We start from the raw sequence: 19,971 nt of genomic DNA, 5'->3' as shown, positions 1-19,971 counted from the left end.
CCAGCGGTCCGTCGGACCACAGTAAAACAACAAGAGGTACGCGACGATGTTCTTCGACTTCACCAGAAAGTTTCGGCAATGCGCTTCCGTGGTCACCCTGAGCCTGGTGCCGCTTTACGGGATGGCGGCTTCGGCGGACAAGCCGGGCGAGGGCGTCAAGGTCAACCCGATCTTCCCGCCGATCGCCGAGGAGCGCTTCCGCGGCGAGGTGGCCATGGCCGGCCTGCGCGAGCTGGGCTATGACGTGCAGGAACCCAAGGAAACCGAATACGCGGCGATGATGGTCGCGCTGTCCTACGGCGATGCGGACTTCACCGTGCACTTCTGGGACAAGCTGCACGACAACTTCTACCAGAAGGTCGGCGGCGACGAGAACCTGGTCAAGGCCGGCGACGTCATCCCCGGCGTGCTGCAGGGCTACCTGATCGACAAGAAGACCGCCGATGCCTACAACATCAAGTACCTGACCGACCTGAAGAAGCCGGAAATCGCCAAGCTGTTCGACATCGACGGCGACGGCAAGGCCGACCTGACCGGCTGCAACCCCGGCTGGGGCTGCGAGCTGGTGATCGACCACCACCTCGAGGCATACGACCTGGAGAAGACCGTCACCCACAACCGCGGCTCCTACTTCGCGCTGATGGCGGACACCATCACCCGCTACAAGCAGGGCCAGCCGGTCCTGTACTTCACCTGGGTGCCGCAGTGGATCGCCGGCGTGCTGGTGGAGGGCAAGGACGTGGTCTGGCTGGAGGTGCCCTACACCGATCTGCCGGACGGCAAGAACGACGTGAACACCACCTACCAGGGCAAGAACCTCGGCTTCGCCATCGACAAGGTGGAAGCGATAGTGAACAAGGACTTCGCCGAGAAGAACCCGGCCGCGCTGAAGTTCCTCTCGCTGGTGCAGATCAGCGCCGCTGACGAGAGCCAGCAGAACCTGAAGATGCAGAACGGCGAGAACAAGCCCGCCGACGTCCGTCGCCATGCGGACGAGTGGGTCGCCGCGCACCGTCAGCAGTTCGACGCCTGGCTGCAGGAATCCCGCGCCGCCGCCGGCAACCAGGTCAGCAAGAAGTAATAGCCCGGGGTGCCCCGTGGCCGGGCACCCGCCTTTCCCTTTCCCGAGTTCCGTCTGTGGAGTACCCACATGTCGCTCTATTCGTTCGTCCGCGATTTCCACTTCAGCCAGGCTCCGGCGCATACCCGCGAGCTGCTGCAGACCTGCCTGCTGGACATCCTCGGCGTCGCCGCCGGGGCGCGGGACAACCACACCAGCCAGACCCTCAAGCGTTATGCGCTGGCGCATTACCCGGCGGGCGCCCTGGCCAGCCGCCTGCTGTTCGACGGCCGCGCGGTGCATCCGCTCGGCGCCGCCTGGGCCGGTGGCTTCAACATCGACAGCCTGGATGCCCATGAAGGCCACTTCACCTCCAAGGGCCATGCCGGGGCGACCGTGGTGCCGGCCCTGCTGGCGCTGGTGGATGCCTTCCGCGAACAGGGCAGGGAGGTGAGCGGCGAGGAGCTGCTCAGCGCCCTCTGCATCGGCTACGAAACCGCCCTGCGCGCCGGCGCTGCGCTGATGGCCACGGCCCCCGAATACCACGCCTCCGGCGCCTTCTCCGGCATCGGCGTCGTCTGTGGCGGCGCGCGCCTGCTGGGGCTGGACGAGGAAACCTTCCGCCATGCCCTGGGCATCGCCGAATACTTCGGTCCGCGCTGCCCGATGATGCGCCTGGTCGATCATCCCTCGATGCTGCGCGACGCCCACGGGGCAGGGGCCTACGCTGGCCTCAATGCGCTGCTGATGGCGGAGGCCGGCGTCACCGGCGCACCGGCCGAGACGGTGGAAAACGCAGAGGTAGCGCCTTTCTGGCGGGACCTGGGCGAACGCTGGGAGATCGACGCCCAGTACTTCAAGCCCTGGCCGGTGTGCCGCTGGGCGCAGCCGGCGCTCACGGCGATGACGGCGCTGCTGGCCGAGCACCCGCAGATCCGCGGTGGCGATATCGAGCTGATCCGGGTCGAAACCTTCCATGAATCCATGCGCCTGCAAGGGCATACTCCAGCCAATGCCGACGAGGCGCAGTACGCGCTGGCCTTCCCGCTGGCGGCGCTGGTGGTGCGCGGGCAGGTCGGCCCGCTGGAGGTGACGGGGGAGGCGATCCACGCCCCCGACATCCTCGCCGTCAGCCGCCGGATCGAGATAGTCGAGAACGACGAGCTTTCCGCGCGCTTCCCCGGGGAAATCCTGTCGATCGTCTCGGTCACCCTCAAGGACGGCCAGACCTTCGCCAGCCCGGTCACCGCGGCCAGGGGCGACCCGGCAACCGCCATGAGCCAGGCGGAATTCCGCGCGAAATTCGACCTGCTCGCCGGCATCAGTCTGGACGAAGCGTCGCGCCGGGCAATCGAAGAGGCGGTTGCGGCACTTCCCGACAGCCCCGATTGTGAGAGATTGTTCGCGCTGCTGTTCTCCGGTGACAGAGGACAGCGATAACGAGATGGCTGTTGAACCGGCGCCCGGGCGCCAGCGAGTCGAGCGATGAGAACCTCATTCGAGAGCGTGCTGAAGAGCAAGAACCTGGCCCATCTGGACAAGGCCAGCCGCGCCGGGCTGACCACGCCGGTGCGCCGCGTGGCCTTCGTCCTGCGCGAGCATTTCTCGATGATGGCCTTCACCGGTGCGGTGGATGCGCTGGTGACGGCCAACCTCATGAGCTCGACCACGCTGTTCGAGGTGCAGGTGGTGGGTGGCAACAGCGACAGCAACCTGGTCGTGAGCGACCTGGGGATCGCCATTTCCACCGACTGCCGCCTGGACGAACTGGACGAGAAGCAGCAGGACATCGTCGTGGTCTGCGGCGGCTTCCGCGTCCGCCTGGAAAGCGACCCGCTGCTGCGGGCCAAGCTGCGCCGGGCCGACTCGGCCGGCGCGGTGCTCGGCGGCCTGTGGAACGGCGCCTATTTCCTCGCCGAGGCCGGCTTGCTGGACGGCCACGAATGCGCCTTCCACCCGGACGGCCGGGCGATGATGGCCGAGCTGTTCCCCAACGTGAAGGTGACCAGCCACGCCCACGTGCTCGACCGCAAGCGGATCAGCTGCGCCGGCGCCAACAGCTCGCTGGACATGATGCTCGCCGTGCTGCGCCACACCGCCGGCCAGGAGCTGCTGAACGCCGTGGAGGAAGTGCTGAGCTGCGACAAGATGAAGGACATCGTCGATGTCTCGGTGGTCTCCATCGACTTCGACCCGACCCTGCCGCAATCGCTCAAGCTGGCCCTGGAGCTGATGCACCGGAACATCGAGGACCCCATCGAGATCACCGAGATCGCGCGCTATGCGGGCATTTCCCGGCGTCACCTGGAGCGCCTGTTCCGCCGCCACGTGAACGCTTCGCCACCGCGCTACTACCTGGAGCTGCGCCTGACCCACGCGCGCCAGCTGCTGCAGCACACGAACAAGTCGCTGATCGAGATCGCCGTGGCCAGCGGCTTCGCCACGCTGCCGCATTTCCACCGCTGCTTCCGCGAGAAGTTCGACATCGCCCCGGGGCAGTTCCGCGCGCGCAACCATTTCAAGGTCTGACGGCCAGAGTCCGTCGGCGCCGGCTGTCGATCCAGTAGAGCATCCCGCTGGCATAGATCGACACCAGCAGGAACAGGCCCATGCGCACGGCGAAGGCCTGGTAGACATCCTGGCCGGCGATGCTGTCCTGCACGGATTGCCCGAGCAGGATCAGCATGGTGGACAGGCAGCCCACCCAGAACGCCGGGCTCTGCCGCGTCGCGACCACGCCGTACAGCCGGCGTGCCTGCAGCAGGGCGAACAGCAGCACCCAGAGGAAGAACATCCACAGGTGGGTGAACATGCTCAGCGCGCTCCAGATCGCGATGGCCAGCAGGCCGGCCAGCAGGGTGGAGCCGACGAGTTCGCGGGCGGCGTGCCGGGCCCGGGTCTCGCAGGTCTGCTGGCCGAGGCTCACCGACTTCATGATCAGCGGCATGAAGCTGTCCGGCGCGATGAGCGCCAGGAGAAAGGCCGGCAGCACGATCAGCGTGGCGCGCAGGGCGATCCAGGCGGCATCCGCCGCGTCCGGCACAGGCGGCGGTGGCGGTGTCGGAGCGCCCGGCGGCTCGGGGAACAGGCGATGCGCCAGCGCCACGGAAAGGGCCGCCAGCAGCATGCCCTTGGCCATGGCCTCGACCACCGACAGCGCCAGGCCGAAATCGCTGGCGCCGGCGGCGGAGATCATGGTCAGGCCGATCACCAGGAAGTTCGCCACCAGCGGATTGCCGCCCTGCTGGGCGTAGCGGAAGCAGAGGAACAGGCACAGCCCCACCAGCAGCACCCCGCTGGCCGGGGTGTAGCGCAGCAGCGGAATGAGCAGCAGGCCGCTGCCGCTGCAGGCCATGACCAGGATCGCCAGTGCCGGCGCGGCCCGCACCGGCAGCGGCTGGGTGCGCAGGGCCAGCAGGAGCAGGGCGAATACCGGCGCCAGCACGGGGACCGGCAGCGCCAGGCCGAAGCTGGCCGCCAGGCACAGCGCGGTGCCGCAGGCCAGGCGCAGTGCGCGGCGGCGGCGCAGCGCGTCAATAGGCATAGGACAGCCAGCTCATCAGCCACATGAAGACGCGCCCCAGCAGGTTCAGCGGATTGCCTTCGGTGGGCAGGGCCATGACCTCGACCTGGCCGCCGACCCGGAGGTTGCCGATCTCCGCCAGTTCCTCGCGGTCGAACTCGACGATGACCGGGAAGCGCTGCGCCGGGCGCAGCCAGTCGCGGCTGTTCTGCACCGTCGGCAGGGCGCCCGGCGGGGGCGGCTGGCCGACGCTGACGCCGTGGCCGATGCTGCGTATGCGCCCGTGGAACACCTCGCCGGGCAGCGCATCGAGGATGACCAGCACCGGCGTGCCGATCCGCAGGCGGCCGAGGTTGTTCTCCGTCAGGTCGGCGCTGATCCACAGGTCGTGGATGGTGATCAGGGTCATGACCGGGCTACCGGCATTCACGAAATGGCCGACGTCGGTGCGCAGGTCGGTGACCAGCCCGGCCGACTCGGCGCGCACCACAGTGCGGGCCAGGTCCAGCTCGGCCTTCTCCACCGCCGCGGCGGCGCTGCGCAGCTGGGCGTTCTCGCTTTCCTGGCCGCCCTGTTGCTCGCGGGCGCGCTGCACTTCGGCGCGGGCCGCCGCCACCTGGCTGATCGCCTGCTGGTGCGTGTTCCGTGCGCCTTCCAGGCGGCGCACCGAGACGGTGCCGGGGTCTTCCCGATACAGCCGCTGCAACCGCTCGCTGTCCTGCCGCGCCTTGCGCTCGTTGGCCTGGGCCGCCGCCAGCCCGGCCTGGGCCGCGTCGATGCCGGCGGTACCGGCACCGATCTGCCGGCGCACGGTTTCCAGGTCGGCGCGGGCGCGGGCCAGGGCGATGCGGTACTGTTCCTGGTCGACCTCGAACAGGGTGTCGCCGGCCCTGACCTCCTGGTTGTTGCCGACGGTGACCCGCTTCAGCTGGCCGGAAATCTCGGCGGCGACCGGCACCACATAGGCCTGCACCCGCGCCTGCTGGGTATAGGGGGTGAAGCGGTCGGCCAGCAGGTACCACAGCAGGCTCGCCAGGATCAGTGCGAGCACCACCCTGATGCTGCGGTCGGGCGCGGCGGCGGGCTCCTCCGCCGGAGCGGCTTGCGGGGCTGGCGCGTCCGGCCTGGATGCGTCGTTCATGTTCGTTCTACCTCGGTCCTTGTGGGCTGGATGCATCCGTTTCCTGCTCGTCCAGCAGTTCGCCCCAGTCCGTGCGCCCGCGCATCTGCGCCCGGACCTGCGGCTCGACCAGCGGCCTGTCGCTTTCCCAGCCGCCGCCCAGGGCGCGGTAGAGGGCGATCAGGCTGCTCACGGCGTTGCCGCGGCTGACCAGATAGCCATCCTGCTGTTGCAGGAGGATCTGCTGGGCATCCAGCACCCGCTGGAAGTCGGCGAAGCCCTCGCGATATTGCGCGGTGGCCAGGTTCAGCGAGCGCTGGGCGGCGTCCGCCGAGTCCTGGCGGATGCGCGCGCTCTCGCTGAACTTCAGCAGTCCGTTGGCGGCGTCGTCGGCCTCCCGCGCGGCCTCGCGGACATCCTGCTGGTAGGCCTCGATCAGCTGCTGCAGGCGGGCATCCTCGACGCGCACGGCGTTCTTCCGCCGGCCGTAGTCGAACGGGTTCCACAGCAGGCTCGGGCCGGCGGCGATGTCCATGGCGTCGGGCACATCGCTGGCGGAAACGAAGGTCCAGGCGATGCTGCCGACCAGAGTCAGGGCAGGGTAGAGGTCGGCCTCGGCCACCCCGACCAGCGCCGACTGCGCGGCCACGGCGGCCTCGCTGGCGCGGATGTCCGGGCGCCGCTGCAGCAGGTTCGCCGGCACGTCCTGCAGGACGGCGCGGTCGGGCAGGGGGATCTGCCCATGGCGGGCGGCCAGCTCCGGCATCGGCCCAGGCGGACGGCCGATCAGCGTGGCCAGCGCATTGCCCAGGGCGTTCACCTGGTTCTCGAATTCGGGAATCGTCGCCAGGGTGGCGAGGTACTGGGTCCTGGCCTGCTGCCAGTCGAGTTCGTCGTTCTCGCCGTGCCGGAACAGCCGCTCGGTGATCTGCAGGCTGCGTTCCTGCCGGCGGGCGTTCTCGCGGGCGATGTCCAGCCGCGCCTCGGCGGTGCGCAGGGCGAAGTAGGTGTCGGCGACCTGCGCGCGCAGCAGCACCAGGGCATCCTCGTAGTTGGCCCGGGAGGCGAACCAGGCCGCGTCGGCGGCCTCGATGGCGCGGCTGAAGCGGCCCCAGAAGTCGATTTCCCAGGCGATGTCGAAACCGACGCTGGATTGCCAGAACTCCGAATCCCGCGCGATCGGCGCACCCGACTGGTCACGCTTGAGATAGATGCTGTCGGCGCGCAGCTGCTGCAGCTGCGGATAGCGTCCGGTGGTGGCGATCGCGAGCTGGGCGCGGGCCTCCAGCACCCGCAGGCCGGCCACCCGCAAGCCGGTGTTGCCGGCCTCGGCCTCGTCGATCAATGCGTCGAGGGTCGGATCGGCGAACACCGTCCACCACTGCCGATGGTCCGGCCGGGCATCGGTTTGGCTGGCCTGCTCCAGCGACGGCGTGCTCCAGCCGCTCGTCCAGGGCGCCTGCAGCGGCTGGAAGTCGGGCCCCACCTGCGTGCAGCCCGCGGCTGCGCCGAGCAGGAGGATGGCGAGCGGTCTGGCGCGCACAGGCATGGGGACGGGCTCAGCCCTGCTCCCCGGTGTCGGATTCGACGTCCGGCACCTGGTCGTCGACCCACTGCCAGAACAGGTTGTAGGCGACCGCCAGGATGACCGGCCCGATGAACAGGCCGATGACGCCTTTCACCACCATGCCGCCGAGGGCGCCGATGAGCACCACCGGCATGGGCACGTCCACGCCGCGCCCGAGCAGGAGCGGCTTGAGCACGTTGTCGGCCAGCCCGGCGACGAAGGTGTAGATGGCGAAGACGATGGTCGCCGCGGTGAAGCCCTCTGTGGCGAAGACATAGGCGATCACCGGGACGGTGATCAGCGTCGCCGGCAACTGGACGATGCCGAGCAGCAGCACGGCGATCGCCAGCATGCCCGCCGCGGGCACGCCCTTGACGACGAAACCCACGCCGATCAGCAGCATCTGGATGAAGGCGATGCCGACCACGCCCTGGGCGACCGCGCGGATGGTGGCCGAGCACAACGCGACGATCCGCGGCCCGCGCTCCGCGCCGGAAATGCGCGTGGCGATGCGCAGGGAGCTGCGCTCGCCGTTCTCGCCGAAGGCCATGATGATGCCGGCGATGATCATCGCGGCGATGAACATCAGGAAGGTCGCGCCGAGGCTCGCCAGCGCACCCAGCAGCACGCGCCCCGAGCCCTTGAGATGGGGCAGCAGCTTGTGCAGGGTGTCGGTCAGGTCGCTGGAGGCCCCCAGCCAGAATCCGTGCAGTTGCGGCCCGATGAGCGGCCAGCCGGCGACCGCGTCGGGCGGCGCCGGCAGCCGCCAGGTCCCGCTCCGGAGAAGCGCCACCGTGCTTTCCAGGGATTCGGTGATCGACATCACCATCAGGTAGATCGGCGCGATCAGTATCAGCAGCGCCACCAGCACGATCAGGGTCGCGGCATGGCCGTCGCGCAGGCCGGGCCTGCGCTTGAGCCGCTGCAGCAAGGGATACATGGTCACCGCCAGGATCACCGACCAGAGCATCAGTTCGAGGAAGGGCTGGAACACCTGGAAGGAAAAGATCACCAGCGCGGCGATCAGGCCGGCCTTGATGAAGATGTCGAGAAGTCCCCGCGAAAGGTTGCTGTCCAGCTTGAAATTGGGCTGCATCTGTCTGCCTCCAGGCGTGTTCGCGCGGCCAGGCTTCCGGCGCTCCGGCAGCCTTGCGCAACTCCGTTCACTGCTGTGCGAGGGGCCGCCAATGGCCGCCTACGCTTCCCCGATCCCGCTCCGGCGAGTACGGCATCCACCCGCCGTCCCTTGCCGGCAGCGTCATTCCTCGTCGTCCTGCCCGCTGCCCGCCGGTGTTTCTTCCCCCGGCTTCTCCGCACGCCCCCGGTGCTGCTCGCGCAGGGCGTCCTCGTCCTGTTTCTGGTAGCGCCTCACCCGGGCCGTGGCCTGGTCCTCGCTGAGGCCGAGGGCGACCAGCGCGCGACGGCCCATTTCCAGGCTGGAGTAGAAGGTTTCCCTGACCGGGGTCGCGCCCACGTCCAGCAGGTGCAGCACCTGCTGGCGGCTGCGCGCCCGGGCGATCACCTTGACCGAGGGGTAGAGCCGCGCGATCAGTTCGGCGGTCCTGAGATTGATCTCCGGATCGTCGGTGGAGACCACGACCAGCTCCGCGCTGCCCACCTTGGCCGCGTGGAGGATTTCCGGGCGGGTCGGGTCGCCATAGAAGGTGGGAATGGATTCCCGGCTGTTGCGCCCGAGGGCGACCACCGCGGTATCCAGGGCCACGAAAGGAATCTCCTGGGCCTGCAGCAGGCGCGCCACGATGCGGCCCATGCGGCCCATGCCGGCGATGACCACCCGCGGCTCGTCCTCGACTTCCGGCTGCTCCCGCGCCACCTCGGCTTTCGCCGGAGCGGCGCGCAACTGGCGCGACAGGGCGATCATCACCAGCGGCGTCAGCGCCATCGAGAGGGTGATGACCAGCACCATCATGTCGTGGACCTGCTGATCCAGCAGGCGATGCGCCAGTGACAGCTGGAACACCACGAAGGCGAATTCGCCGCCCGAGGCGAGGACGATGCCCATGGTCATGGCGCCGGCATGGGTAAGGCCGCCTGTCAGCCGGCCGATCCCGTAGAGCAGCGGCAGCTTGATGCCGACCAGCAGCAGGGCGAGCCCGATGATCGCCAGGGGGGCGTCGAACAGCAGGCGCAGGTCGGCGGACATGCCCACGCCGACGAAGAACAGGCCGAGGAACAGCCCCTTGAAGGGCTCGATCTGCGATTCCATTTCATGGCGGTATTCCGATTCCGCCATCAGCACGCCGGCGACGAAGGCGCCCAGGGCCATGGAGACCCCGACCTGTTCCATCAGCCAGGCGGTGCCGAGGACCACCAGCAGGGCGGTGGCGGTGGACAGGTCGCGCAGCCCGGAACTGACCGCCCAGCCGAACGCCGGACGCAGCAGGTAGCGCCCGCCGACTATGACCACGGCGATGGCGGCCACCACGCCGATTAGTTCGCGCGGGCTGGTGCCGTCCGCACCGTCGCCGCCGCCCAGCAGCGGCACCAGCGCGATCAGCGGGATCGCCGCGATGTCCTGGAACAGCAGTATGGCGATCGACAGGCGGCCGTGGGCGCTGCTCAGTTCCTTGCGTTCGGCGAGCATCTGCAGGCCGAAGGCGGTCGACGACAGCGCCAGCCCCAGTCCGAGCACGGCCGCCGCCTTGAACGACTGGGAAAACAGCAGGGCCGCGATCGCGCCGAGCACCACGGCGGTCAGCGCCACCTGCAGCAGGCCGACGCCGAACAGCGAGCGGCGCATCATCCACAGACGGCGCGGCGACAGTTCCAGGCCGATGATGAAGAGCAGCATCACCACGCCCATTTCCGAGAGCCTGGCGACGTTCTGCGGGTTGTCGACCAGCCCCAGCACCGAAGGTCCGATGAGGATGCCGGCCAGGAGATAGCCCGGAACGGCGCCGAGCCTCGAACGCTGGGCCAGCGGCACCAGTACCACCACCGCGAGCAGGAAGATCACTGTCGCCTGGAGCAGACTTCCATGGTGCGGCATAGCTCTCTCCCGGGGGCTGGTGGCCGCCCCGGCACTGGTGCATCGGGGCCTGCTGCATGTCCTCCGGAAAAATCTAGTTGGCGCAGCGGGAGTTGCGCGAAAAGTTTCGCATTTCGCGACAGAGGGAGAGGGCGGGGGCTAGTTCCAGCACACCACGTGGGGCTCAGGTTTGCTCCTGAGGGTCGCCGAGGGCGTTTCGCCGAACAGTTGCCGGTAGTAGGAGGCGAACATGCCCATGTGCCAGAAACCCCAGCGGGCGGCGATTTCGCCGATGGTGAGGGCGTCGGAGGAGAGCAGGTCCTGCCGGGCGCCATTGAGCCGCAGGTAGCGCAGGAAGGTCACGGGGTTGATGCCCAGCACCTTGATGAAGCCGTAGTGCAGCGTCCGGCGGCTCACCTTCAGTTCCTGGCAGATTTCCAGCACGGTTGGCGGCTCCTCCTTGCGCGACAGGATGTATTCGCGGGCGCGCTCGACGATGTAGCGATGGACGAACTGCCTGCGGCCATGGGGCTCGATCCTGTTCAGCGCCACCAGCGCGCCGAAGACGTGCTGCATCAGGTCGTTCAGCAGGACCCGCTGGGAAAGGCCGGAGTCGAGGATGCCCGGATTCGACTCGATGGACTGCAGCACGCTGTCGAAGCTTGCCCGGAAGGCATCGCTCAGCCGCTCCGGAACTTCCTCCACGCCGCTGAGGGTGAGAATCCGCTCCAGGCTGGTCTCCTCTATCAGGTCCGAATAGCTTTCCAGGCTGTCGATATCCAGCACCGCCACGTAGATGTCGGAATAGTCGGGCGTGCGGAATTTCAGCTCGGAATTCGGCCGCAGGGAAAATATCGAGTTCCGCGAAAGCCGGTCGCCGCACCAGTAGCCATCGCCGACGACCTCCACCGGCACGCCGATGGCGAAGCTGTTCGGCCAGGGTTTTCCCTGCTCGTCGACGGCCTTGTCCATCGATTCGCGGAACAGCTGGATGCCGCCCAGCGACAGCTCCTTCAGCAGTCCGGAGAAGGTGCCGCCACCGATCTGGATGTAGTTCTGCTCCCACTTGCGCAGGCATTCGGCCTGCTGGAAGACGTCGCGGGTTTCTATGGTCTGGTAGGCGATGGGGGGAGTTTTTTCACTTCGGCCGTGGATGGCAGTCGTACAGGACATGGCTAGCACCCTTGTTCAGGCTTCTTGTTCTGGAATCGTTCTGGCGCCTTCCGAAGTATTTTGAAACATCTGGCTCCATGCAAGTTTGCCGGGCCGGATGGTCGCTGGTGTTGCCGATTCTTGATAGGTGGGAGCTGGAACTGCACATACCGGTAGGAGCCAGCTTGCTGGCGATCCTGGCGTTATCAGAAAACCCGGAGTAGCCGGATGGCTCGGCTGATCGCCAGCAAGCTGGCTCCTACGAAGAGCCGTACCGCATTGATCGATCCACGTTCGGAGGCAATGCCTGTCTTGCCGATTCCCGATACCCCCGCGCCGCCTCTTGCCGAAACCCGATATCCCTCCCCAACACCCGCGCCGTAACGTTTTCCCGACGCCGACCCACCCGTGGCCGGAACCCCTCTCCGGCGCCCGTCGGCGTGCGCTACCCACCCCAACAAGAACAAGGGAGCCACCAATGCGCATGCGCAGTGCATACCCATTCCCCCTGCGGACTCTCGCATTTTCAGTCGCGCTGGCGATGTCGCCGCTGGCTGTCCATGCGGATTCCACACCCGATCCCAAGGCGCTGTTGAACGGCAAGTGCATGGCTTGCCACCTTCCCCTGGAAGAGCAGGGCATGAACCGTATCGACCAGTCCCGGCGCACGCCCGAAGGCTGGGACATGACCATCGGCCGGATGATCGTGGCCCATGGCGTGCGAGTCACCCCGGAAGAACGCCAGGCGCTGGTGAAGTACCTGGCCGATACCCACGGCCTGGCGCCGGAGGAGACCGCCGGGCGGCGCTACCTGCTGGAGCGCGACTACGCCCTGGTGGAAACGCCGGACGACCAGTTGGTCGCCGCCACCTGCGCGCGCTGCCATTCCTACGGGCGCATCGCCCTGCAACGGCGCACCGAGGACGACTGGCGCAAGCTCGCGCACTTCCATGTCGGCCAGTTCCCCACCATCGAGATCCAGGCCAGCGGCCGCGACCGCAACTGGTGGGAAATCGCCTCGCAGCAGATGCCCAAGGCCCTCGGCAAGCTCTACCCCTACCAGAGCGAAGCCTGGAACAAGTGGCTGCAGCACGAGAAGGCCGACGTCGCAGGCAACTGGCGCATCGCCGGGCATCGTCCGGGCTGGGGCGCCTACGAGGGCGACGCCACCATCGAGGCCGACGGCAACGACCATTACCGGCTGAAAATGCAGCTGACCTACGCCAACGGCAAACAGGAAAGCGCCGAAGGCAAGGCGATCCTCTACACCGGCTACGAATGGCGCGCCTCGGTCAGACAGGGCGGCGAGGACGTGGTGCAGGTGTTCACCCTCTCGGAAGACGGCCAGACCCTGGCCGGGCGCTGGCACAAGGCGGGCGTCGATTCCATCGGCGGCAGGCTGCAGGCGGTGCGCAGCGGCAAGGGCGCGACGGCGCGCCTGCTCATGGCCGAGCCGAGCTACATCAGGTCCGGCGCGACGCAGCGCATCACCCTCTACGGCAGCAATCTTTCCGGCGATGCGGATCTCGGCAGCGGCGTCGAGGTCAGCAAGGTGCTGGAACAGTCTCCCGACAAGCTGGTGGTGGAAGCCCGTGCCGCCGACGGCGCCGCAGCGCGCGCGCAGACCATCCGCGTCGGCGACGCCAGCCTGGAGAACGGCCTGGCCGTGTACCAGAAGGTGGATTACCTGCAGATCGAGCCGGAACAGGCGATGGCCAACGTCGGCGGCAACGGCGGCGTGCGGCCGAAGATTCCGGTGCAATTGGAGACCGTCGGCTACAGCGTCGGCCCGGATGGCAGGAAGGGCACCGCGGACGACATCCGCCTCGGCTACATGCCCGCCAACTGGTCGGTCAGCAACCTCAACGCCTACGCGGAAAAGATGCAGGACGACCGCTTCGCCGGGACCCTGCAGCCGGACGGCCTGTTCATCCCCGGCGACGCCGGTCCCAACCCCGAGCGCAAGTTCGGCACCAACAACGCCGGTGAGCTGAAGGTCACTGCCGTCGTCGACGATGCCGGACAGCAGGTCAAGGCCAGCAAGAAGCTGGTGGTGACCGTGCAGCGGTGGAATGACCCGCCGATCCGCTGACCGAGGAGCGATGCCATGAGCGCGCTTTATGTGAACCGCTACAGCTTTCATGACGTGGCGCTGGAAGGGCGGCGGGTGCTGTTCCACATCCCCTCCAGCGGCATTTTCGAACTGGATGAGCTGGGCACCTCGCTGATCGATTTCCTCAAGGAGAACGAACAGGTGTCCTTCGACAGCGTGCGCGAACGCTTCGCCGACGCGGCGCCGCCAACCGATCTGGCGCAGACGCTGGAGAGCTTCCGCGAACTGTCGATCCTCGGCGAACAGCCGGCTGCGCCTGACGCCGGCATGCAGGTGCAGATCCGCGAGTTCCCGCTCAGCACCCTGGTGCTCAACGTGAACACCGGCTGCAACCTCAGCTGCACCTATTGCTACAAGGAGGACCTGACGGTCCCGAACAAGGGTCGCAAGATGGACTTCGAAACGGCGCGCAAGAGCATCGAGCTCCTGCTCGTCGAAGGCGCGGCCCATGAGCGGCTGAACGTGATCTTCTTCGGCGGCGAGCCGCTGACCAACCTGCCGCTGATCAAGCAGGTCGTCGAGTACGCCGAGCGGCGCTGCGCGGAGGAGGGCAAGCAGGTCGACTTCTCCATGACCACCAACGCCACCATGCTCACCGAGGAGATCGTCGATTACCTCGACAGCCATCGCTTCGGCATCTCCATCAGCATGGACGGCCCGCAGGCCGTGCACGACCGCCGGCGCATCACGGTGAGCGGGCAGGGCACCTATGCGGTGGTGGCGGCCAAGGCACGCATGCTGCTGGAGCGCTATCGCTCCAAGCCGGTGGGCGTGCGGGTGACGCTGACCGCGGGCTTCACCGACGTGGTCGCCATCCACGAGCACCTGAAGAACGACCTCGGCTTCTTCGAAGTCGGCGTGGCGCCTGCCACGTCCGGGCCGGTGACGGTGTTCAACCTCGGCAAGGAGGAGCTGCGTCAGGTCTTCGACAACATGATGGAGCTGGGCCGCGCCTACCGCGATGCGGCGCTGGAGGGGCGCAACAACGGCTTCTCCAACATGCACCAGCTGATGAGCGACCTCTACGAGGGGCGCAAGAAGGCGCTGCCCTGCGGCGCGGGCGTCGGGCTGCTGGCGGTGGATCACAAGGGCGATCTCAACCTCTGCCACCGCTTCACTGGCTCGGACATGCCGCGCTTCGGCAACGTCGACGAGGGGATCGCCAAGGAGGCGCTGGGCAGCTTCCTCGAAGGCGCCACCAGCCGCGCCGACAAGGGCTGCTCCACCTGCCGCATCCGCAATCTCTGCGCCGGTGGCTGCTACCACGAGTCCTACGCGCACTTCGGCGACCCGCTGTCGCCGACCTACCACTACTGCGACCTGATGCGCGAGTGGGTGGACTTCGGCATCGAGATCTACATGGAGATCCTGCAGAAGAACCCGCTCTTCTTCAAACAGCACCTAAGCACCCGGAGTGTCCAGCCATGAACCACATGAAACCGATGAACGCCAAGGCCCGCCAGGTCGAGGTGGCGATGGAGAAGGGCGAGACCGAGGAAGTCGTCGCCATGTCCGCGGTGGCCGGTTGCGCCACTACCTTCGACCCGGGCTGGGAAGTCGATCCCTTCCTCGGCGTCGCCGGGCTCTGCCAGCCGATGGAGGCGGACCTCTACGGCTGCTCCGATCCCTGCTGGTGGCCGGCGCAGGTGCCGGACACGCTGCACACCTATCCGGACTGGAGCACCGGCAACGACTCGGCTCCCCACGACTGGGCGAAGCTGCAGGCGGTCTTCCCCAAGTGATCCATGCCCTTTCGGCTAGAGGAAGTCATATGAACAAGAAGAAACATCCGGCCCTGCGCATGGCCTTCACCCTGGGCGCCATCACCCTCGGCCTGATCAGCCAGATGGCGGCGGCCAGGGACTATCTGGTCACCGCCGCGCGCCCGAACCTGGTGCTGCTGGTCGACCCCGAGGCGCGCAAGGTGGTGAAGACCCACCACATCCCCAACACCTCCATGGGCAACAGCCCCGGCGCGCTGGTGGCATCGCGCGACGGCAAGGTCGCCTATGTCATCCATAACCGCTGGGAGAGCGTTTCCGGCATCGACCTGGATAGCGGCAAGGAAGTGTTCCGCGCCGACCTGTCCAGCCCCGGCACGCGGGCCAAGGCGCCCTATGCCATCGACCTGAGCCCGGATGGCAGGGAACTGGCGGTGTTCGTCAACGAGACCCAGCTGCTGCCGGGCGAATACCACGTGCAGGACCCGTACATCGCCATCTTCGACACCGCCAGCGGCGTGCACGCCAAGCCGCTGCGCAAGCTCAAGGTGCCGCGCCGCGTGTCGTCGCTGATCTATTCGCCGGACTACAAGCGCCTCTACGCCTTCAGCTGGGACATGCTGGCGCTCGACCCGAAGACCGGCAGGGAGATCGGCCGCCACCCGTGGCGCAGCTGGAGCCGCGAGGGCTTCGGCGAGCCGGATACGCTGGCGATCTGGCCGCAGTTCGAACAGACCAACGAGTTCGCCACGCCGTACTACATCAACCACACCGACGCCAGCGGCAAGACCACCCAGAAGGCCGGCATCTGGGCCCTGGACCTGGAGAAGGACAAGGTGCGTTTCTCCGAGTTCGAGGATGCCTCGGTGGTGCTGTTCTCCACCGCGATCAACCCGGTGCGGCGCAACGAGGCCTATACCGTCTACACCCAGCTGACCAAGACCGACGTGAATACCGGGAAGCTGCTCAAGCGTGTCGACCTCGACCACACCTACTACAACGTCAACGTCTCCAGCGATGGCAAGGAGCTGTACATCGGCGGCACCATCGACGACATCGCCGTGTACGACTCCGAGACACTGGAACAGAAGGGCAGGATCATGATCCCTGGGGGAGGGGATCAGGTGCTGACCTCGCTGCGCGTGGTGCATCGCTGAGGGTGTCCTGCCGAGGGGCGCGTCCCCTCGGCAGGCTGCCGCTGGAACCGCTGATCGGCATGCCGGCCCGGAGGCGGTCAATGCCGTGAAATCCCCCGGTATTTTGCTAATGTCCTTGTAAAAGGAGAGGGCATTCCTCCTCGAACCGCCCTCCGCCTGACGATGCCTGCGTGCGAACCCGACATGGGTGGCGCAGGTGCATGCCTGGCTATCCATCCACCTGCCCACGGATAGCCGCCATGAGCCACGACCTTTCCCCGCTGCTTCCTCCGTCTCCTTCCACCCGGCCCGGCCGTTTGCCGGTGGGGAGGCCCGTACACGACCCTGCCGTCGAGCGACGCAGAGGAGGCAGGCGATGATCAAGCGAATCCTGGTGGCCTACGACGCATCGGCCGCCGCCACCCTGGCACTCAACTTCGCCAACGAGCTGGCCGAGTTCTTCGCGGCCAACCTGTACATCCTGTCGGTGGCGCAGCCGCCCGAGTTCGGCGACGAGGTCGAGACGGAGGCGGTGATCGAGCGCTCGCGGGCGCATTTCCAGCATGCGATCCGTCTGCTCGGCTACAACCGCCTGCCGGTCGGGGACCGTCCGATAACCCATGTCTCGGTGGGGCGGCCCGCCGAGCAGATCGTGCGTTACGCGGAAGAGAACGCCATCGACCACATCGTCGTCGGCCATCGTGGCCATTCCGACTTCGAGCGCTGGCTGCTCGGCTCGGTGGCGCGGCAGGTGATCGACCACGCGCCGTGTGCGGTGACGGTCATTCGCGGATGAGAGGCACTCACTGGAACTGCGGCCAGTGATCCTCGATGGCGTACCAGCAGGCGCGCGAGGCGACATGCAGGTGCTTCTGCCTGGCCGCGGTGAAGTCGCTGTCCAGAGTGCCCAGGGCGATGGATATCCAGTCGCTGTAGTCGCCCGCGGAGTCCGACCAGAACAGTGACGAACCGCAGTCGCCGCAGAACTGGCGCAGCACCGTTGCGGAGGAGCGGTAGGACCTGAGCCGGTCGGCTCCGCGAAGCAACTGCAGATTGTCGCGCGGCACGCTGGCGTAGCTGGCGAATGCCGCGCCGTGGCCTTTCCGGCACTGGCTGCAATGGCAGTGGGAAAGCGCCTTCGGCGGCGTCGACAAGCGGTATTCGACAGCGCCGCACAGGCAGCTGCCGTGGAAGAACTCGGGCATCCGGACAAATCCCTCGGTCGATAAAAAGGAAGCCGCTCAGGACGAACCGTCTTCGCGTTCCACCTTGCGCCTGCCCACGGTGCCCAGCTCCACGGGCGTCTTCACGTAGAACAGCGCCAGGTCCTCGGAATCCAGGCGTTCGAACAGCCGCTCGCATTCCTCCTCCGTCACCGCCAGGCAGACTTCCACCGGCTGGTCGGCCAGTTCGAAGAAGTGGTAGGAATGCAGCCGCCCCCCGTGGCCGAAGCCCTCGGCGCCGACGACCAGGGTGGCGCCCTTGAGCTTCATGCCCTTGGCCAGCTCGACCAGCCAGTCGGTGATCGGCTTGCCGCCGTGGCGGCGGTTTTGGTGGGTGAAGAAGGTCACCAGGTAGCCTTGCATGGTTGCGTCTCCTAGCGTCCGCTGAACATGGGATAGGTCAGGAGTCCCGCCATCGTGGCCAGCAGGGACCCCACGACATGGATGGCGATCTGGCCGATCGCCCACGCCGGGCGGCCGGTCTGCAGCAGCGTCACGACCTCGGCGGAGAAGGTCGAGAAGGTCGTCAGGCCGCCGCAGAAGCCGGTGATGATCAGCAGCCGCCATTCCGGGCTGAGGGCGGGATTGGCGGCGAAGAAGGCCACCGCCAGGCCGATGATGTAGCCGCCGACCATGTTGGCGGCCCAGGTGCCCGGCGGGATGGTCGGGAACAGGGCATTCAGCTGCATGCCGAGAACCCAGCGCAGCAGGGCTCCCAGCGAGGCGCCGAGGGCGATTGCGATGACGGATTTCAGCATGCCGGACGACCTCCACGGGAGGGCTCGGGCTGGTTCGATGGGGAGAGTCGTGAGAAGTGCTGCGCTGTGGTCATGGTCCGTTCCTTCTGCAAGAGGACAGGACACATGACTACGCACCCTGTCCAGGGTTCACGTAGGCATCATCAGCACGGGGGCGGTTATGAGGAGGAATGCCATCTCCTTGCGCGAAAGGTAGCACCATTCCTACGTATCCCGGAAGATGGGGACTACAGCGGGCATGGAAACTCCCTACGCCGATTCGCCAAAGACCTGCGCATGCAGATCGGCGCCTAAGCCATATGACCCTTGCCGTGAACTGCCTGTGGCAGCGACTCCTTTTAGTTCGAAAGAGTGACTGTGGCCGCATTCCGGCCATGCCAAGATGCGGCTCGTTCGCCCCGAAAGCTGCAACTGGTACCGCTCCACAACCGACTGAAGCGAGAAAACAAGATGAAGAAATACCAACGGCACGACGAACCCCGCTGGATCACCTATGAAGTGCCTGCCGCGCACGTCGCCCGGATCAGCCTGAACAAGCCGGAAAAGCGCAACGCCCAGGACACCCATCTGCTCTACGAACTGAACGACGCCTTCGACCGCGCCTGCGCCGACAAGGAGATCAAGGTCATCATCCTCGCCGCCAACGGCCCGGACTTCTCGGCGGGCCACCAGTTCGGCGAGGAAAACCCGGCAGGAGCCATGGACGAGTGGCAGACGGTCGGCACCTGGTGCGGTTTCGGTTGCGCCGGCGCCGAGGCGCAGATGTCCCGCGAGAAGGAGATCTACATCGGCCTGAGCGAGCGCTGGCGCAACATCCCCAAGCCGACCATCGCGCAGGTGCAGGGCAAATGCATTTCCGGCGGCCTGATGCTGGCCTGGCCGTGCGACCTGATCATCGCCGCGGACAACGCGCGGTTCATGGACAACACCGTCAGCATGGGCATCAGCGGCGCCGAATTCTTCGTGCATCCCTGGGAAATGGGCGTGCGCCAGGCCAAGGAATTCCTCTTCACCTCGGGCTGGATGGACGCCCACGAAGCCTGGCGCCTGGGCATGGTCAACAAGGTGGTGCCGCTGGAGAACCTGGCCGCAGCCACGCTGGCCCTGGCGCAGAACATCGCGCAGAAACCGGCCTTCGCCCTCAAGCTGGCCAAGGAAGCGGTCAACGGCGTGCAGGACGCCGCCGGCCGGGTGAGCGGCATGAACACCGCCTTCGCCCTGCACCAGATCTGCCACAACCACAACCTGCTGCAGTACGGCACCCTGGCCGATCCGGCGTTCCTGGCGACGGCCAAGGGGCATGTGAAGAAGCCGGTGACGGAAACCGAGCCGAGCGACGAGGCCAAGGGGTAAAGCCGTAGCGTAGGGTGCATAACACGCCAGAGTTATCCGCCATCCTGTCGGCACGGCCCCATCGGCGGATGAAGCGTTCCGCTTCATTCGCCCTACATCTGTACATCCGAACGCGGATCGATCAGTGCGGTACCGCTCTTCGTAGGAGCCAGCTTGCTGGCGATCAGCCGAGCCATCCGGCGACACCGAGTTTTCCAATAACACTAGGATCGCCAGCAAGCTGGCTCCTACAGGTCTGGCGTCGGGGGGCAGAAAA

18 protein-coding genes and 2 riboswitches are annotated in these 19,971 nt (G+C 66.9%); of the genes, 9 read left to right on the top strand and 9 right to left on the bottom strand.

Annotated elements, in window-relative coordinates:
* Nucleotides 1–121: 121 nt before the first annotated feature.
* The 3 genes from proX (at nt 122) to BLR75_RS07080 (ending at nt 3,589) form a co-directional block, all read left to right on the top strand.
* Entirely contained in the window at nt 122–1,081 is a 960-nt protein-coding gene (proX, locus tag BLR75_RS07090; RefSeq protein ID WP_425439000.1) for a glycine betaine/L-proline ABC transporter substrate-binding protein ProX, read from the top strand.
* A 69-nt stretch (nt 1,082–1,150) separates the two neighbouring features.
* Nucleotides 1,151–2,500: an MmgE/PrpD family protein gene (locus BLR75_RS07085; RefSeq protein ID WP_084311894.1), complete on the top strand. Its 1,350-nt coding sequence runs from the start codon at nt 1,151–1,153 to the stop codon at nt 2,498–2,500.
* A 45-nt stretch (nt 2,501–2,545) separates the two neighbouring features.
* On the top strand, nt 2,546–3,589 hold the full coding sequence (locus tag BLR75_RS07080) for a GlxA family transcriptional regulator (RefSeq protein ID WP_084311895.1): 1,044 nt from the start codon (nt 2,546–2,548) through the stop codon (nt 3,587–3,589).
* Here the strand turns inward: BLR75_RS07080 and BLR75_RS07075 are convergent.
* From BLR75_RS07075 to BLR75_RS07050, 6 genes are all read right to left on the bottom strand, one after another.
* Complete coding sequence (locus tag BLR75_RS07075; protein WP_084311896.1) at nt 3,579–4,604, bottom strand: DUF2955 domain-containing protein; 1,026 nt, start codon at nt 4,602–4,604, stop codon at nt 3,579–3,581. The genes BLR75_RS07080 and BLR75_RS07075 overlap by 11 nt on opposite strands.
* The gene (locus tag BLR75_RS07070; protein WP_084311897.1) at nt 4,594–5,724 is read right to left on the bottom strand and encodes an HlyD family secretion protein; all 1,131 of its coding nucleotides are present in this window, start codon (nt 5,722–5,724) and stop codon (nt 4,594–4,596) included. The genes BLR75_RS07075 and BLR75_RS07070 overlap by 11 nt, the downstream gene beginning before the upstream one ends.
* 7 nt (nt 5,725–5,731) lie before the next feature.
* Nucleotides 5,732–7,252 (bottom strand): efflux transporter outer membrane subunit, encoded by a 1,521-nt coding sequence (locus BLR75_RS07065; RefSeq protein WP_084311898.1) that lies wholly within the window; start codon nt 7,250–7,252, stop codon nt 5,732–5,734.
* Between the two features lie 10 nt (nt 7,253–7,262).
* Nucleotides 7,263–8,366: an AI-2E family transporter gene (locus BLR75_RS07060; RefSeq protein ID WP_084311899.1), complete on the bottom strand. Its 1,104-nt coding sequence runs from the start codon at nt 8,364–8,366 to the stop codon at nt 7,263–7,265.
* Nucleotides 8,367–8,528: 162 nt separating this feature from the next.
* Entirely contained in the window at nt 8,529–10,280 is a 1,752-nt protein-coding gene (locus BLR75_RS07055; RefSeq protein WP_084311900.1) for a monovalent cation:proton antiporter-2 (CPA2) family protein, read from the bottom strand.
* A 138-nt stretch (nt 10,281–10,418) separates the two neighbouring features.
* Complete coding sequence (locus tag BLR75_RS07050) at nt 10,419–11,432, bottom strand: helix-turn-helix domain-containing protein (RefSeq protein WP_084311901.1); 1,014 nt, start codon at nt 11,430–11,432, stop codon at nt 10,419–10,421.
* Nucleotides 11,433–11,889: 457 nt separating this feature from the next.
* Between BLR75_RS07050 and peaA the strand changes: the two genes are divergently transcribed.
* The 5 genes from peaA (at nt 11,890) to BLR75_RS07025 (ending at nt 17,177) form a co-directional block, all read left to right on the top strand.
* On the top strand, nt 11,890–13,503 hold the full coding sequence (peaA, locus tag BLR75_RS07045; RefSeq protein ID WP_084311902.1) for a quinohemoprotein amine dehydrogenase subunit alpha: 1,614 nt from the start codon (nt 11,890–11,892) through the stop codon (nt 13,501–13,503).
* 15 nt (nt 13,504–13,518) lie between these two features.
* Nucleotides 13,519–14,952, top strand: coding sequence for a quinohemoprotein amine dehydrogenase maturation protein (gene peaB / locus BLR75_RS07040; RefSeq protein ID WP_084311903.1), 1,434 nt, complete (start codon nt 13,519–13,521; stop codon nt 14,950–14,952).
* Complete coding sequence (gene qhpC, locus BLR75_RS07035; RefSeq protein ID WP_084311904.1) at nt 14,949–15,266, top strand: quinohemoprotein amine dehydrogenase subunit gamma; 318 nt, start codon at nt 14,949–14,951, stop codon at nt 15,264–15,266. Before peaB ends, qhpC begins: the two co-directional genes overlap by 4 nt.
* Nucleotides 15,267–15,295: 29 nt before the next feature.
* Nucleotides 15,296–16,402 (top strand): quinohemoprotein amine dehydrogenase subunit beta, encoded by a 1,107-nt coding sequence (gene peaD, locus BLR75_RS07030; protein WP_084311905.1) that lies wholly within the window; start codon nt 15,296–15,298, stop codon nt 16,400–16,402.
* Between the two features lie 114 nt (nt 16,403–16,516).
* Nucleotides 16,517–16,578: riboswitch (Fluoride riboswitch) on the top strand.
* Nucleotides 16,579–16,757: 179 nt separating this feature from the next.
* Nucleotides 16,758–17,177, top strand: a complete 420-nt coding sequence (locus BLR75_RS07025; RefSeq protein ID WP_084311906.1) for a universal stress protein — start codon at nt 16,758–16,760, stop codon at nt 17,175–17,177.
* 7 nt (nt 17,178–17,184) lie between these two features.
* Here BLR75_RS07025 and BLR75_RS07020 read toward each other — a convergent pair whose 3' ends face one another.
* Genes BLR75_RS07020 through crcB form a run of 3 tightly spaced genes read right to left on the bottom strand, consistent with a single transcriptional unit; the run spans nt 17,185 to nt 18,362 of the window.
* Complete coding sequence (locus BLR75_RS07020; RefSeq protein WP_084311907.1) at nt 17,185–17,586, bottom strand: GFA family protein; 402 nt, start codon at nt 17,584–17,586, stop codon at nt 17,185–17,187.
* Nucleotides 17,587–17,622: 36 nt separating this feature from the next.
* The gene (locus BLR75_RS07015) at nt 17,623–17,967 is read right to left on the bottom strand and encodes a DUF190 domain-containing protein (protein ID WP_084311908.1); all 345 of its coding nucleotides are present in this window, start codon (nt 17,965–17,967) and stop codon (nt 17,623–17,625) included.
* An 11-nt stretch (nt 17,968–17,978) separates the two neighbouring features.
* Entirely contained in the window at nt 17,979–18,362 is a 384-nt protein-coding gene (gene crcB, locus BLR75_RS07010) for a fluoride efflux transporter CrcB (RefSeq protein WP_084311909.1), read from the bottom strand.
* A 127-nt stretch (nt 18,363–18,489) separates the two neighbouring features.
* Nucleotides 18,490–18,552: riboswitch (Fluoride riboswitch) on the bottom strand.
* A gap of 260 nt (nt 18,553–18,812) precedes the next feature.
* Here crcB and BLR75_RS07005 point away from each other — a divergent pair.
* Complete coding sequence (locus BLR75_RS07005; protein ID WP_084311910.1) at nt 18,813–19,715, top strand: enoyl-CoA hydratase; 903 nt, start codon at nt 18,813–18,815, stop codon at nt 19,713–19,715.
* Nucleotides 19,716–19,971 lie beyond the last annotated feature (256 nt).

The organism is Pseudomonas jinjuensis, assembly GCF_900103845.1.
Lineage (GTDB): Bacteria > Pseudomonadota > Gammaproteobacteria > Pseudomonadales > Pseudomonadaceae > Pseudomonas > Pseudomonas jinjuensis.
This window is presented reverse-complemented; position numbering and strand designations above follow the sequence as displayed.